At 64.2% G+C, this 14,018-nt stretch carries 11 protein-coding genes; 5 read left to right on the top strand and 6 right to left on the bottom strand.

Features of this window, described 5'->3' with window-relative positions; translation table 11 throughout:
- Positions 1-34 precede the first annotated feature (34 nt).
- The 3 genes from C8J43_RS18775 to C8J43_RS18765 are packed head-to-tail and all read right to left on the bottom strand — an operon-like array spanning position 35 to position 2,072.
- Positions 35-1,039: an NADP-dependent oxidoreductase gene (locus C8J43_RS18775; protein ID WP_133032157.1), complete on the bottom strand. Its 1,005-nt coding sequence runs from the start codon at positions 1,037-1,039 to the stop codon at positions 35-37.
- Positions 1,036-1,257 (bottom strand): hypothetical protein, encoded by a 222-nt coding sequence (locus tag C8J43_RS18770; protein ID WP_133032156.1) that lies wholly within the window; start codon positions 1,255-1,257, stop codon positions 1,036-1,038. Before C8J43_RS18770 ends, C8J43_RS18775 begins: the two co-directional genes overlap by 4 nt.
- A 35-nt stretch (positions 1,258-1,292) precedes the next feature.
- The gene (locus C8J43_RS18765; RefSeq protein ID WP_133032155.1) at positions 1,293-2,072 is read right to left on the bottom strand and encodes an SDR family oxidoreductase; all 780 of its coding nucleotides are present in this window, start codon (positions 2,070-2,072) and stop codon (positions 1,293-1,295) included.
- A gap of 106 nt (positions 2,073-2,178) precedes the next feature.
- Between C8J43_RS18765 and C8J43_RS18760 the strand changes: the two genes are divergently transcribed.
- Both C8J43_RS18760 and C8J43_RS22590 read left to right on the top strand, forming a co-directional pair.
- Complete coding sequence (locus C8J43_RS18760; RefSeq protein WP_133032154.1) at positions 2,179-2,763, top strand: TetR/AcrR family transcriptional regulator; 585 nt, start codon at positions 2,179-2,181, stop codon at positions 2,761-2,763.
- On the top strand, positions 2,760-2,885 hold the full coding sequence (locus tag C8J43_RS22590) for a hypothetical protein (RefSeq protein WP_279388847.1): 126 nt from the start codon (positions 2,760-2,762) through the stop codon (positions 2,883-2,885). Before C8J43_RS18760 ends, C8J43_RS22590 begins: the two co-directional genes overlap by 4 nt.
- A gap of 837 nt (positions 2,886-3,722) precedes the next feature.
- On the opposite strand, the gene C8J43_RS18755 is transcribed toward C8J43_RS22590, so the two are convergent.
- From C8J43_RS18755 to C8J43_RS18745, 3 genes are all read right to left on the bottom strand, one after another.
- The gene (locus tag C8J43_RS18755; RefSeq protein WP_133032153.1) at positions 3,723-4,976 is read right to left on the bottom strand and encodes a right-handed parallel beta-helix repeat-containing protein; all 1,254 of its coding nucleotides are present in this window, start codon (positions 4,974-4,976) and stop codon (positions 3,723-3,725) included.
- A gap of 507 nt (positions 4,977-5,483) precedes the next feature.
- Positions 5,484-6,074, bottom strand: coding sequence for a response regulator (locus tag C8J43_RS18750; protein WP_243645676.1), 591 nt, complete (start codon positions 6,072-6,074; stop codon positions 5,484-5,486).
- Positions 6,075-6,141: 67 nt separating this feature from the next.
- The gene (locus tag C8J43_RS18745) at positions 6,142-7,194 is read right to left on the bottom strand and encodes an ATP-binding protein (protein WP_133032151.1); all 1,053 of its coding nucleotides are present in this window, start codon (positions 7,192-7,194) and stop codon (positions 6,142-6,144) included.
- A gap of 960 nt (positions 7,195-8,154) precedes the next feature.
- On the opposite strand from C8J43_RS18745, the gene C8J43_RS18740 reads away from it, so the two are divergent.
- From C8J43_RS18740 to C8J43_RS18730, 3 genes are read left to right on the top strand one after another with little or no spacing between them, the layout of a single operon-like run.
- Positions 8,155-9,303 carry an efflux RND transporter periplasmic adaptor subunit gene (locus tag C8J43_RS18740; RefSeq protein ID WP_165899686.1) on the top strand — a complete coding sequence of 383 codons (1,149 nt, stop codon included), beginning with the start codon at positions 8,155-8,157 and terminating at the stop codon, positions 9,301-9,303.
- On the top strand, positions 9,296-12,412 hold the full coding sequence (locus C8J43_RS18735; RefSeq protein WP_133032149.1) for a CusA/CzcA family heavy metal efflux RND transporter: 3,117 nt from the start codon (positions 9,296-9,298) through the stop codon (positions 12,410-12,412). Before C8J43_RS18740 ends, C8J43_RS18735 begins: the two co-directional genes overlap by 8 nt.
- On the top strand, positions 12,409-13,893 hold the full coding sequence (locus C8J43_RS18730; RefSeq protein WP_133032148.1) for an efflux transporter outer membrane subunit: 1,485 nt from the start codon (positions 12,409-12,411) through the stop codon (positions 13,891-13,893). Before C8J43_RS18735 ends, C8J43_RS18730 begins: the two co-directional genes overlap by 4 nt.
- Positions 13,894-14,018: the final 125 nt, after the last annotated feature.

The following is a 14,018-nucleotide window of genomic DNA, read 5'->3' as shown; positions in this document are numbered from 1 at the left end:
TGGGTGGGGATCGACGTCCATCGCAGGCGGGCCGTCACGGGCGGACCGTCACGACCACCTTGCCCTTGGCGCGGCCGGAATCGACATAATCCACCGCGTCGTTGAGGCTTTCGAACGGGAAAATGCGATCGACGACGGCCTGGATCGAACCCTGCTCGATCAGCGCGCCAAGCTCGCCCAACTGCTCGCCATCGGCATGCATGAACAGGAACGAATAGGCGACGCCCTGCCGCTTCGCCTTGCGCCGGATTTTCGCACTCATCAGGCGCAGGACGAGCCGTATGACCGGGTTCAATCCCTGCGCCTTGGCGAATGCCGGGTCCGGCGGTCCCGATATCGAGATCAGCTTGCCGCCCGGTTTCAACACCTTGAGCGACTTTTCGAGCGTCTTCGCGTCCAGGCTGTTGAGGACGACGTCGTAGCCGGACAGCGGCTCGGAAAAGTCCTGCGTCTTGTAGTCGATGACGATGTCCGCGCCGAGGCGCCTGACCAGATCGGCATTGGCAGCGCTCGCGGTCGTCGCGACAGTCGCGCCAAGATGCTTGGCGAGCTGGATCGCGATCGTGCCAACACCCCCTGAGCCCGCGTGGATCAGGATCTTCTGGCCGCGTTTCAGGCCGGTGCGCTCGACCAGCACCTGCCATGCGGTCAAGCCGACGAGCGGTATGGACGCCGCCTCCGCCATCGACAGGCCGGCGGGCTTGGTGGCCAGATCCGCTTCGTGGATCGCGATGCGCTCGGCAAAGGTGCCGATCTGCCCGTCGCGCGGGCGGCCATAGACCGCATCGCCGACCTTGAAGCGACGCACGCCCGCCCCGACCGCCGTGACGATGCCGGCGAGATCATGCCCGAGGACGAACGGTGGCTTGTAGGGCAGGATCGGCTTGAACGCGCCGTCGCGGATCTTGCCGTCGAGCTGGTTGATCGCGGTGGCGTGGATCTCGACCAGCACCTCGTCGGATGCGGGTACCGGATCGGGCCGTTCGACCAGGATCAGCCGTTGCCCCTTGCCGTACCGTTCGAGCTGATATGCCTTCATGCTGCGCACTCCCGGTTGGCCGCCGCAACGGGATGATCGGTATAGCCCTTGGCGCCGCCGCCATAGAGCGTCTGCGGATCGATCTGCGCAAGAGGCGCTAGGTCGGTCGACACCAGACCGGCACCGGCGCGGTTGCGGGTCGGCGGCGCCAGGACGAAGCGATTGACGAGCGTGACGCAGTCCGGATCATAGGACGAGAAGAGGCGAGATTCCGACATGGTGCGGATCTTTCGTGTGGAGGCGTTCGAGGCGATTACGCGGCGTAGCGCGGTGCGGGATGGATATCCCCGAAGCCCGGCAACATCGCCCGTCGCGCAGTCTGGAACGCGTCCCAAAGATCGCCATCGTGCAGCGGCGGGATCGTCACGGCTTCACGCGCATCGTAGCCAGCGAGCGCCGCGTCGACCATTTCGCCCACCTCCATCATCGGCGGCAGCGATGCCTCGTCGGCACCGGCGCGGCCCCAAAGCTCGGTGCGCGTCGCCGCTGGCAGGACCGCCTGGACGTAGACGCCCTTCGGCCCCAGTTCGAGCGCCAGTCCCTGCGACAGGAACAGCACGAACGCCTTGGTCGCGCCGTAGACGGTCATGCCATATTCGGGTGCCAGCCCTACCGCCGAACCGATGTTGATGATCGCGCCATCGCCGCGTGCAGCAAGCCGCGGTGCCACTGCGCTCGCGAGCCGCGCGACCGAAGTGGTGTTCAGCGCGATCAGGCGATCGACGGCCTCGGTCGGCTGATCGACGAAACTGCCCCCCAGCCCCGCGCCGGCATTGTTGATGAGGATGCCGATGCGGTCGTCGTCGCGCAGCCGCGCCTCCACGACGGCCATCTGGTCGAGGTTCGTCAGGTCGGCTGGCAGGACGTCCACCGCGACGCCGGTCTCGCCGTTCAACTTCGCGGCTAGGGCATCGAGACGGGCGGCATCGCGCGCGACCAGAACGAGGTCATGGCCGCGGCGGGCGAAACGATCGGCATAGGTCGCCCCGATGCCGGTGGAGGCGCCGGTAATGAGGATGGCTGGTTTGGTCATCGGATTGCCCTTTTCGAAACGGATCGCTATATTAATGACAGACGTCATGAATAGCTAAATGTGATAGCCATCATGAAACGTCAACAGAGAGCCGGAGATTATTTCGATGAAGGTCAGTCGCGAGCAGATGGTCGAAAACCGTCGCCGCATCCTGCAGGAGGCCAGCCGGCTGTTCCGCGACCGCGGCTTTGCGGCGGTGACGGTTGCCGATGTCATGAAGGCGGCTGGGCAGACTCATGGCGGCTTCTACGGTCACTTCGCTTCGAAGGACGACCTGATCGCCGCGACGATCGCGGATACGCTGGCGGGCGAGAGCGCCGGCATGGCCGATATCGATGCGTGGACCGACGCCTATCTGTCGCCGCTGCACCGGGAGAACCCCGACCAGGGATGCCCGATGGCCAGTCTCGCCGGCTTGATGCGCCACCAGACGCCTGAGGCGCGTGCGGCCATGACGCACGGGCTGAACGCGCACATCGACCGCTTCGCACGCGGTCTGCCGGGCGACGGCGATGCCGAACGCCGCCAGGCCGCAATCGGCCGGTGGGCGGCGATGGTCGGCGCCGTCGTGCTGTCACGCGCGGTCGACGACACCGCTTTGTCGGATGAGGTGTTGCGCGAAACCCGGGCTTGGATCGCAGCGACGCAGCCCGCCGTCCATGCCGATCACGAACAGGATGCGCACACGTGAATGTGTCGAACGACCAGGCGGATTTCGATGGCCATGACCAGTTGGCGGCATTGCTGGCGACCAACCGCAATCCGCCGATCGGCGACTATGGCCCCGCCTGCTCGCGGGGTGCATGTCGCTAACCTCGCGCACCGCGGCTCGAGCTGCTGCGCCCAAGGCGGACGTCGCGATCTCGCGTCTGGATTGCGGTCAGATCCAGATGAACGACGCAGCTCTGCGATCGAGCGTTAGGATGGGATCAACCTTCCGGCACTAATACAATAAAGCGGGCGGGGAGATACCAATGGCGCAGAAGCTATCACTTTCGGCGGTCGGCCGACTGTCCACCTGTGCGGCTGTCCTAAGCGCGTTACTGAGCGCGCAGGTTGGATACGGCCAGACTTCCAGCCGTGGGTATGAGCCTCCGAGCTATCACGATGGCGAAACGCATTACGAAAAGAGCGAAGAGCATTTTGGCCGATTTACCGTGGTGCGATCTGTCGAGGACTGTCGCGACGTTCCTATGCTTGATCTTGGCTGTTGGCTGACGAAAGAGGCCAGACTCGAATGGCATGACAGTTCGGGGGCTATCGGGTTCTCATTTGTCGATAACGGCGAAAGTGTTCGATTCAAAGCCGAGGCCAAAAGCGCAGACGGTCGGACACTCTGCCTTAGTCGGGACCCGCTCGTTGGATACGATCCCCAGCCGAGTAGAAGCGAAAACTGGTACGATCTCCAACCCTTTATCCGTCGGCAGCTTGTTGCCTGCACAGCGATTTCGCCCGCCATTTTGAATGGAGCGCTTAACGAGGCGGAGGCTTCCGGGACGGACTACGGGCCCGCGGCAAACTGGTGGAAACACGTTTCTGCCGAACTGTTTGGAGCAAATGGGCGCCGTTGCATCGCGGAACGAATGGCAAAGCCCTTTACTATGCCGCCACGCTTCGAGTGCGTACGATACTCGCAGGCACGGCCGGCTATTATTCGTTGAACGCGCCCAAACCCTTCAGCGGGCTTTCGGCGCGCAGGTGGAAGCTATGAAGTGCCGGGAGGCTGCCATCGGCCTGCCGTGGCGCGTCCCAATGATGGTCCGAAACATCCTGAAAATCTGCGCGCGTCACGCGAATCGGCAAGGTCCAGGAGTTGTGCGGCATCTTCAGCCCGTCAGTATGTGAGGTCAGGACGGTACCATAGGCAATGTTATTACGCATATTGCCGAGCGAAATGGGATAGCCGTCGGCCGCTATACCCAGCATGTCGTATTGGACACCGTTGGAAAAGGCCGTGTTGTTGATGAAGTCCAACGCCAGCGGATGATGGTTGGCGTAGAATCCCGCCGCCTTGTTGTCGAAGGCGACCGAGAAGCGGACGATGTGCTTGACGGCATTCGGAGTATATCGTCCACCATAACCGCCCGCCTTGATACCGTTGCCGTTGCCTGCCGCTAGAGGACTGCGCGTGCCGGGAAGATAGCCTTGCTGCCATGCCCAGCACTGCTCGATCGTCACCGGCGAAAAGGCGTTGATCAGGTCGAAGCCGTCATCCGAATTGGCCCATGCGCGGTCACCGCGGAAGACGTTGCCCGGGTGGCCGGCCTTGATATGGGCGCCGAAGCCGTCGGCGCTCTGCCCGGCGCCGTTGGAGGTGTAGGGATCGTAATTATGGTGCGAGTCGGTGTTCAGCACCAGGTTATAGCCCCCATCCTGAATGAAAAGCCCGGGTCCCATATTATGGTGGAGGTTGAGCCGTTCGTAGATATTGTGGCTGCCGCTGTTCCAGACGCCCCATGACTCGTGGTTCAGGTGATTGTCCGGCTGCTGCGGGACGCCAGTGACCTCCAGCCCCTTCAGGTGAAGCCAACTCCCGGTGACGTCGAACCCCTTGACTCGGCAGTCGTCCTTCATCGCAGAGAAGTCGAACACGGGTGTCTCGCCGGGATAGGCCCAGTAGCGGATCGGCCTTCCTTCGCCGCCGCTTTTGTCCAGTATCACCGCATTCACGGTGTCCGTGCGCGTGGCGCAGCGGTTGACGCCTGACGTGACGACATAGCGTCCTCCACGAAAGTAGACCGTATCGCCGGCTTGCGCACTTTGCTGCGCGCGCTGGACGGTTTGCCACGGTGTTCCCGGCGAAACCCCGGAGGCTTGGTCATTGCCATCGGGGGCAACGTAGAAGACCGCCGCGTGCGCAGGGAATGAAGCAACGAGCAGAATAGCTGGCAAAATTCTGATCACGTCACAGTCCCTTCGGCGGTCGCTGCCGACCCGTTGCGGCCTTAAAGCTTCCCTTTCGAGGCTAAGGTCATGTCGAAGCGTCGGCAAATGACAAGCCCGTCACGGTGCCTGTAGGTCCGCGCCCTCTCGCACCCAGACGTTCCGACAAATCGAATGGCGGGCGAGAAAGCGTTGGCGATCGCGAAATCGATTGGCGATCGGCGATCGGCGATCGGCGATCGGCGATCGGCGCGACCGGTGCCGTCTAGGCGGGGATCAAGCTTGGAAAATGCGAGCGTTCTCGAAACCCGATCAGGACGGATGACATTGAAGAGTCCCAAAGCGAATGACGTCTGGCTCATGATGCACCTTGTGCGGCGCGGAGCGAGCGATGGGTATCGGGCGATACGAGTTGAACGCGGCGCAGCGGACGCGGATCGCGCCGCTGCTGCGGGACAAGGAGCATGCGCTTTCCCGTTTCCAGGTCCTAATCGAGAACACGCCGGCCGCCTTGCTCACGGCAGATTGTCAAACGGCTGCCTCGCGGAGCTCGTCAGACATTCGTACGAGGTCGGGCAATGTCTCAGCTTGCATCTTTCGCATGACCGTAGCGCGCCGGACCTTAACCGTAATTTCCGCGACGTTCAGGGCCGTAGAAATCTCGCGGTTGGTACGGCCTTGCACGACCATATCCATGACCAGGCGTTCTCCGGGAGCGAGTAGATCCGCGCGCGCGCGCACCGCCGCGACACGATTATGTATGCGACGGTGTTCGATATCTTCTACAATCGCTGCGTTCACAGCATCGATCAGCATCTGATCATCGAACGGCTTCGCGAGGAAATCGACGGCTCCCGCCTTCAAGGCACGAACCGACATACGGATATCGCCGTGCCCCGTCACGAATATGATCGGCAGCCTGATGCCGCGCCGTCCGAGCTCGGTCTGCAAATCGAACCCGCCGAGTTCGGGCATTCGCACATCGAGGATCAGACAACCAGGGCGCTCTACCGGATCGTCGCGCAGGAAATCGCGCGCCGACGCATAGGACACGGATTCGAATCCGACCGACGTGAGCAAGTCGTCGACGGCCGCCCGGATCGGCGCATGGTCGTCCACGATCCGAACCAGCGGGCGAACCGTGGGGGGCTCGACATCATCGAGGCCAGGCGGAGCGGAAGTCAGGTCACTCTCCATTCGAACCGGGTAACAACACTCTGAACGTCGTGCCGCCACCCGGCGTGTCAAGATAGTCGAGTTGCCCGTTGTGGTCCTCCACGATCGTCTGACTGATGGTAAGACCGAGACCGGTGCCACCTTCCTTACTTGTCCAGAACGGCTCCCACAGGCGCTCCCTGGCCTCTTTGCCGAGTCCGCTTCCATTGTCGGCGCAGGCCACCACAATCATGCCGTCCGCCTGCAAGCTCGACGAAACCTCGATCGTTCTTGTTGCCGGATCGACCGTTTCCAAGGCTTCCAGCGCGTTGAGCAGGAGGTTGCTGACGACCTGCTGGATCTGCACCCGGTCCCCAACGATGACCGGCAGGTTCGACTTCAGATCCAGTACCAGAGTCGTCCCGCTCCGTTCCACCTCGCCTTGCGCCAACGCAGCACACTCCGTGATCACGGTATTTATCGCGATCGGTTCCCGCAACGGCGTGTGGCGACGGGACAGGCGACGGACGCGCGCTATCACCTCGCTGGCCAGGTTCGCGGCGTCGACTACTCGCCCCGCGGACTCATGGGCTTTGGCGATGTTCGGCGGATCGGCATCGAGCCAGCGACGACACGCGCCGGCACCGGCCGTGACGGCCGCGAGGGGCTGGTTGACCTCGTGGGCGATCGACGTGACCAGTTCGCCCAGGTTGCTGATCCTGGACAGACGAAGGAGTTGAGCGCGCGCTTCATGATAAGCCGCCTCGGAGGCAATCATCCGCAACCCGAGGTAGGTCGTGACGATTATCGCCGCCGTACTGATCGCCAGGTTGATCAACCCCGCTTCACGCGAGCCCGACGCGGTGAGCACCGAACTCAAGATCGTCAGCGCGACGCACGTCGCCGCCAGCAGGATCACATCTCGACGGTTCAGCAGACGGACCGACATCAGGATCGGGACGACGTAGAAGACCGCTGCCGCGATCTCGAGATCGGTCACCGTATCGCTTACGAAGACGGTCAGGATCGTCGCGGCGATGACGGCTTTCGGCCAGGCCCGCGGTCCGGTGCGATGCGGCTGCATCACGACGATCCCCCGGCAGTCGCGACCGGACGGGCGTGGGCGGTTCCACCGAGACCCACCACCCGTTCGTTTTCGCGAGCAACCACGGAAACCGATTCACGAATGTCGGATCGCCGCCCCTGATGATTACCGTTCTCCATGGAACGCAATTGCCACATCGACCCCCTCCTCCCAAATCCTATCTTCCCAAGTATACGCCGATACTTTGCTCGTATACCTATCTATATATAGGATATACCATAGTATATGGCTCCGATATCGTTACAGCTACTCATAACAAATCTGACGATTATATGCTTGCAAACGCCTTTTTCAGAGCATAGCGGCAAAACTTACAAAGCACATCCTGCCCCTCCTGCTTTAGGATTGCCAGGATTTGTTGAATTAACACCGCAAAAGGTGACGTATCGAACCACGATCTACTCCCATTGCCGGCGACGGCGACAGGCGGGCTGGTGCTCCTCTGATCACGTCGACCGGCATCGGGTACGGAAGAGGTTTCCGGGAACGGTGACACCGTCCTGAAACGCTTCGTTCCGGACCCGATCAATCATGTCCGGAACGAAGGAGGTCGTCATGGCCGTCTTGAATATCCTTGGTGCCGCGCGTGCCTCGAACTGCCGCACGTCGGTGGTAATCCCCCCGCGGCGTCGACGCCGGTGCGTCTCGGCTACCTCGTGCTCATGCAAGGGGTGAAGCGCTGGTACATCGCCCGGTTCGAGGCATGGTTGTGACCCGGCGTGTGCAGCCCGCCACCGGCATCGCGCGCAGACTTTGCGCAATCGGTCGCCGCTTTTCGAACGCCGCGACCGTCGCTGGGGCAATCGCCGCCCTGCGCGAGCCGCAGTCCTCCACTGACGAGCGAACACGCCGACTACTAGTCGCCTGCCCACTCCTCACCCGATCCGCATCGCGCGTCCCATGCCGCCGATAGCACCACGCCTCTCCGGAGTTGTTCAGATGTCTGTATTCATTTCCCGGCTCCCGGCGAGCGCGCCGGCGTTCCGCTCGATGCTTCTGGGCTGCCTGATCCTGACCGTGTCGGCGTGTGGCGGCGAGCAGTCGCACGAGCCTGCCCGCCAGGCGCCGATCGTCGAACGCAAGGGCGACCGGATCTTCGTGCCGGCGGGATCGCCGCTTCGCACACGGATCGCAGTCGCCGCGGTGGGCACTTCGACCGAAGGCCGCACGCTCGACCTGCCCGCGTCAGTCGAGGCGGATCCTGCGCTTCAGTCGAAGGTCGCGCCCGCACTGACGGGCCGGATCGTGTCGCTGCGCGTCGGGCTCGGCGACCATGTCCGAGCGGGACAACCGCTTGCGACCATGGTGTCCTCCGATCTGGCGCAGGCCTATGCGGACGAGGCGCGTGCGACCGCCGCAATGGCGCTCGCGACCCGCAGCAAGGCGCGAGCAAGCGCGTTGTTCGATGCTGGTGGTGGAGCACAAAAGGACGTGCTCCAGGCCGAGAACGATTATGCCACCGCGCAGGCAGATCTGCGGAGCGCCACCGCGAAGCTGCGGATCGTCGGCGCGCCGCTGCGCCAGCGAGGCGGTGCGCAGGTCCTGACCATCGTCGCGCCGAGCAGCGGCAGCGTCACCGATCTTGCAGCAGCACGCGGGGCGGTGTGGAACGACGCGACCCAGTCGCTGATGACGATCACCGATCTCAACCGTGTCTTCGTCACGGTCGAAGTCCCCGAAAAGGATCTCGCATCGGTTCATGTCGGCCAGCCGGCGAGCGTGCGCTTTGCCGCATATCCCGACGCGCCGGTACACAGCCGCGTAACCTCGGTCAGCGATGTTCTCGATCCCGAGACACGGCGCATGAAGGTGCGCCTCGCATTCCCCGACGGCGGTCGTCGATTGAAGCCCGGGATGTTCGCGACCGTCTCGTTCCAGGCAGCAGCGGTACCCGCGGTATCCGTTCCGACCGGCGCGCTGTTCCTGAAGGACGAGGGCAGCCAGGTCTATGTCGAAGTCGCACCCTGGACCTTCGTGCCCCGTACGGTCGAGGCGGGGTACAGTCTCGGCGCGCGAACGACGATATCGAAGGGCCTGAAGGCCGGCGAGCGCGTGATCGTACGCGGCGGAGTGCTGATCAATGATTGATCGGCTCGTCGGCTTCGCGCTTGCGAAGCGCTTCATTATGGCGCTGCTGGCGATCCTGATCGCCATCTTCGGCTATTATTCCTGGTCCCAGCTCGCGGTCGAGGCCTATCCCGACATCGCCGATACCAGTTCACAGGTGATCGCCCAGTCTCCCGGGCTCGCCGCGGAGGAGATGGAACAGCAGGTCACCGTGCCGCTGGAGCGCGCGTTGAACGGCACGCCCGGCCTCGCGATGATGCGCTCCCGCACCGCCTTCGGCCTGACGCTCATCACGGTGGTCTTCAAGGACGGCGTCGAAGGCTATTGGGCGCGTCAGCGGCTGCAGGAGCGGATCGCCGCGGCCGATCTGCCCGAGGGCGTCGAGGCCGGACTCGACGATTTCACGTCGCCGATCGGCGAGGTCTATCGCTACACGCTCGAGAGCGACACGAAGTCGCTGCGCGAGCTGTCCGAGATCCAGCGCTGGACGGTCATTCCCGCGCTACGCGGCATCGATGGCATCGCCAACGTCAACAATTTCGGCGGTATCACCACGCAGTACCAGCTCGAGATCGATCCAGCCGCGCTGTCGCGCTACGGGATCGCCTTGAAGGACGTCACCGATGCGATCGGTGCCAACAACGCGAACGCGGGCGGCAGCGTCGTGAACCGCGGAGAGCTCGGCTATGTCGTGCGCGGTATCGGCCGGCTCCGGACGCTCGACGATATCGGCGCGATCACCGTCAAGACGAAGGACGGTACGCCCGTCCATGTCGCCGATCTGGGCACTCTGAAACTCGGCAACCAGGAACGTCACGGCATCCTCGGCAAGGACTACAACAACGACTCGATCGAGGGAATCGCGCTTCTACTGAAGGGCGCCAATGCCGGGCCAGTGCTGGATGCGCTCCACGCCAAGGTCGATCAGCTCAATGCCTCGCTGAAGGCGCAGGACGTGCGAATCGTGCCTTATATCGATCGTAGCAACCTGATCGACGCGACGATCCACAAGGTCTCGCACACCGTCTTCCTGGGCATCGGCCTCGTCGTCTTCGTGCTGATCCTGTTCCTCGGAAGTGCACGCGCCGCGCTGATCGTCGCGGTGGTCATACCGTTCGCCATGCTCGTCGCGTTCGCACTGATGTACCTGACCGGCGTGTCTGCGAACCTGCTGTCACTCGGCGCGATCGATTTCGGTATCCTCGTGGACGGCGCGATCGTGATGACCGAAGCGATCCTGCGCCGTCGCGAGGCGGACCCCGATGCGGTGCTGAGCGAACAGGACGTCCGCCAGGCCGCAGTATCCGTCGCGCGGCCGATCTTCTTCGCGACGCTTATCATCATCGCGGCGTATCTACCGCTGTTCGCGTTCCAGCGCGTCGAGGCCAAGCTGTTCTCGCCGATGGCCTATGCGGTCGGCTATTCGCTGCTCGGCGCGCTCGTCCTGTCGCTGACCCTGGTGCCGGCGCTGGCCTATATGATGCTGCGCAAGCCCCGGCGGATCGTCCACAACCCGGTCCTCATGCGCGCGGAGACGGGCTATCGCCGGTCGCTCGCCGCGCTCATCGCGCGTCCGCGGATCGCTGTTGCGACCGTGTTGGTCGCCGCGGTTGCGGTGGTGGGGCTCGGCGCGACGGTCGGTCGGGAATATCTGCCCGAACTCGACGAAGGGTCGCTCTGGCTCCAGGTCTCGATGCCCGCGGGGATTTCACTCGATACCGCAAAGCGGATGGCGGGCGACCTGCGTGCCGAGGTGCTGAGCTTCCCCGAAGTGTCGTACATGGTCACGCAGACCGGACGTAACGACGACGGCACGGATCCCTTCACGCCGTCGCATATCGAGTCGAGCGTCGGCCTGAAACCATACGACACCTGGCCCGACCATGAGAGCAAAGACGAACTCGTTCGACGGATGAACGCGCGGCTTTCGCGGCTGCCCGGCTATCAGATCGGTTTCAGCCAACCGATGATCGATGGCGTCAACGACAAGATCTCCGGTGCGCACAGCGCACTCGTGGTCAAGGTCTTCGGCGAGGACCTGAAGGAAGGTCGGCGGATCGCGCAGGACATCGTCGGCGTGCTGCAGTCGGTGCGCGGCTCCTACGGCGTGGCGATCGATCAGGAGCCGCCCCTGCCCCAGGTCGTCGTCAAGGTCGATCGCGCCGCCCTCGCCCGCTACGGCATCAGCATCGCCGACGTGAACGACCTGCTGGCGACCGCTGTCAGTGGACAGGGCTTCTCGCAGATCTTCGTCGGCGAGCGGGTGTACGACCTGGCCGTGCGCTTTCCGGCTGCCGCACGGGATACGGTGGAGCATCTGGGCGACCTCGTCCTGACCACGACCGGCGGCGCGCATGTCCCGCTCTCCTCGGTCGCCACGATCGGCTATCAGGCGGGCGAAAGCACGATCACGCGCGAACTGACGCGCCGCCATCTCACCGTGAAGCTGGACTATCGCGATCGTGACCTGACCAGCTTCCTTGCCGAGGCCCAGTCCAAGATCGCCTCGCAGGTGAAATACGATCACAGCAGGTTCGAGCTGACCTTCGGTGGCCAGTTCGAGAACCAGCGTCGGGCCGAGGCGCGGTTGCGCATCATCTTCGGCATCGTCGCGGCGCTGATGCTGATCCTGCTCTATTCGCTGTTCGGCGTGTTCCGCTATGCGCTGCTCGTGCTGGGTCTCGTGCCGCTTGCGGCACTGGGAGGACTGATCGCGCTCCATCTGACAGGGGTGACGCTGAACGTCGCATCGGCGGTAGGGTTCATCGCGCTGTTCGGCGTCGCGGTGCAGAACGGGATCATCATGGTGTCGAACCTGAACGCGGCGCGAAGCCGCGGGCTGGCGTTGATCGACGCGGTGATCGAGGGCGCGGCCGAGCGGCTTCGCCCGGTGCTGACCACCGCGACCGTGGCAACGGTCGGGATGCTGCCGGCCGCGCTCGCCACCGGCGTCGGCAGCGACGTGCAGCGCGGGATCGGTACGGTCGTGGTCGGAGGGCTGGTCCTGACGACCTTCCTGACGCTGTTCCTGATCCCGGCGCTCTATTTCCTGATCGAGCGGCGCGTCGAGGCGAAGGCCTCCGCTGCGCCACGTCCTTCCGCCGATCCCGCGCTGGAGCCTTCGCTATGACACTCCGATCCCTCCCCCTGTCCGTCATGCTGCTGGCCACTCTCTCGGGCTGTGCCGTCGGCCCGCGCTACGTGCGGCCCGAACTGCCGCGGACGGACCGCTATACGTCTGCCCCGCTCCCCGTTCAGACGACCGCCACGGCGATCCCGATCGGCGACGCGCAACGCTTTCTGATCGGCGCGCGCCCGCAGGCAAAATGGTGGACCGCATTTGGTTCGCCGGACCTCGATCGGCTCGTCGCGCAGGCGTTCGCGGCCAACCCGGACGTCGAGGCGGCCCAAGCGGCCTTGCGAGCGGCGCAGGAGTCCTATCGCGCCGAACGCGGTGCGCTGTTGCCGACCGTGACGGCGGGGGCGACCGCAAACCGCCAGCGCGTGGCATCCGAGATCGCCTCGCCGCAAAGCTCCGGCGCGTCGATCTTCAATGTCTACACCGGGCAGTTGAGCGTCGGTTACACTCCCGACTTGTTCGGGGGCGTCCGACGGACGATCGAATCCGCTGCGGCGCAGCGCGATGCGCAACGCTTCACGGTGGAGGCGACCTATCTCACGCTTGCCGCCAACGTCGTGAACGCGGCGCTTCAGGAGGCGCAGTTACGCGGACAGCTGGCGGTAACGCTCGATCTGGCGGACCAGCAACGCCGTCTGCGCGCGCTGATCCAGCGCCAGTTCGAACTCGGATCCATTCCGCGCGGCGACGTCGTTGCCCAGGATGCGGCACTGGCACAGACCGAGGCGTTGGTGCCCGATCTGCGTCGGCAACTCGCACAGCAGCGTAATGCGCTTGCCGTGCTGCTTGGGCGTCCACCCGAGGATCAGCCGGAGGCCATCTTCACGCTGGCTTCGTTCGCCTTGCCAACCGAGTTGCCGGTAAGCCTGCCCGCGCAGTTGCTGGAGCAGCGCCCCGATATCGAGCTCGCCGAGGCAAATATACGCGCGCTCAACGCACAATACGGCGTCGCGATCGCCGCCCGCCTGCCCAGCCTCACCCTCAGCGCGGATTCGGGCCTGGCCGGCGAAACGCTCTCCGCGCTGACCGGACCCGGCGGTTTCTTCTATAACCTGACGGCCGGGCTGCTCCAGCCGATCTTCGATGGCGGCACGCTGGCAAGACGTGCTCGGGCGGCGCGTGCCTTACGCGATCAGGCTGCCGCGCAATACAGGAGCGCGGTGTTGACGGCGTTTCAGAACGTGGCCGACACGCTCGAAGCGATCCGCGCGAACGGCGATCTTCTGGCGGCGCAGACGCGTGCCGAAACCTCCGCGGCCGGCAGCCTGACGATCGCAAAGAGCCGGGCGGCGCTCGGCGACGTCGACAACACCTATCTGATCCAGGCGCAGGCGACGTATCTCCAGGCCCGGCTGGGCGTCATACAGGCGCAGACCGCGCGGCTGAGCAATACCGTCGCGCTGTTCCAGGCGATGGGGGGCGATTGGCAACATCCCGCTGCTGGTGAATCAGTCATCCCACGGAACCCGTGACGGTCGATTTGGATGTCCGCGCCCTGACGGTCACCTTCGGATCGCTCGCGACGGCCTTCGTACTGGGCACGCGAACCGCGGGGCTTCGTATCAACGTCCTGGTCGCCTTAGGGCCGGCAGCCTTC

This window comes from Sphingomonas sp. PP-CE-1G-424, from assembly GCF_004341085.1.
Lineage (GTDB): Bacteria > Pseudomonadota > Alphaproteobacteria > Sphingomonadales > Sphingomonadaceae > Sphingomonas.
This window is presented reverse-complemented; position numbering and strand designations above follow the sequence as displayed.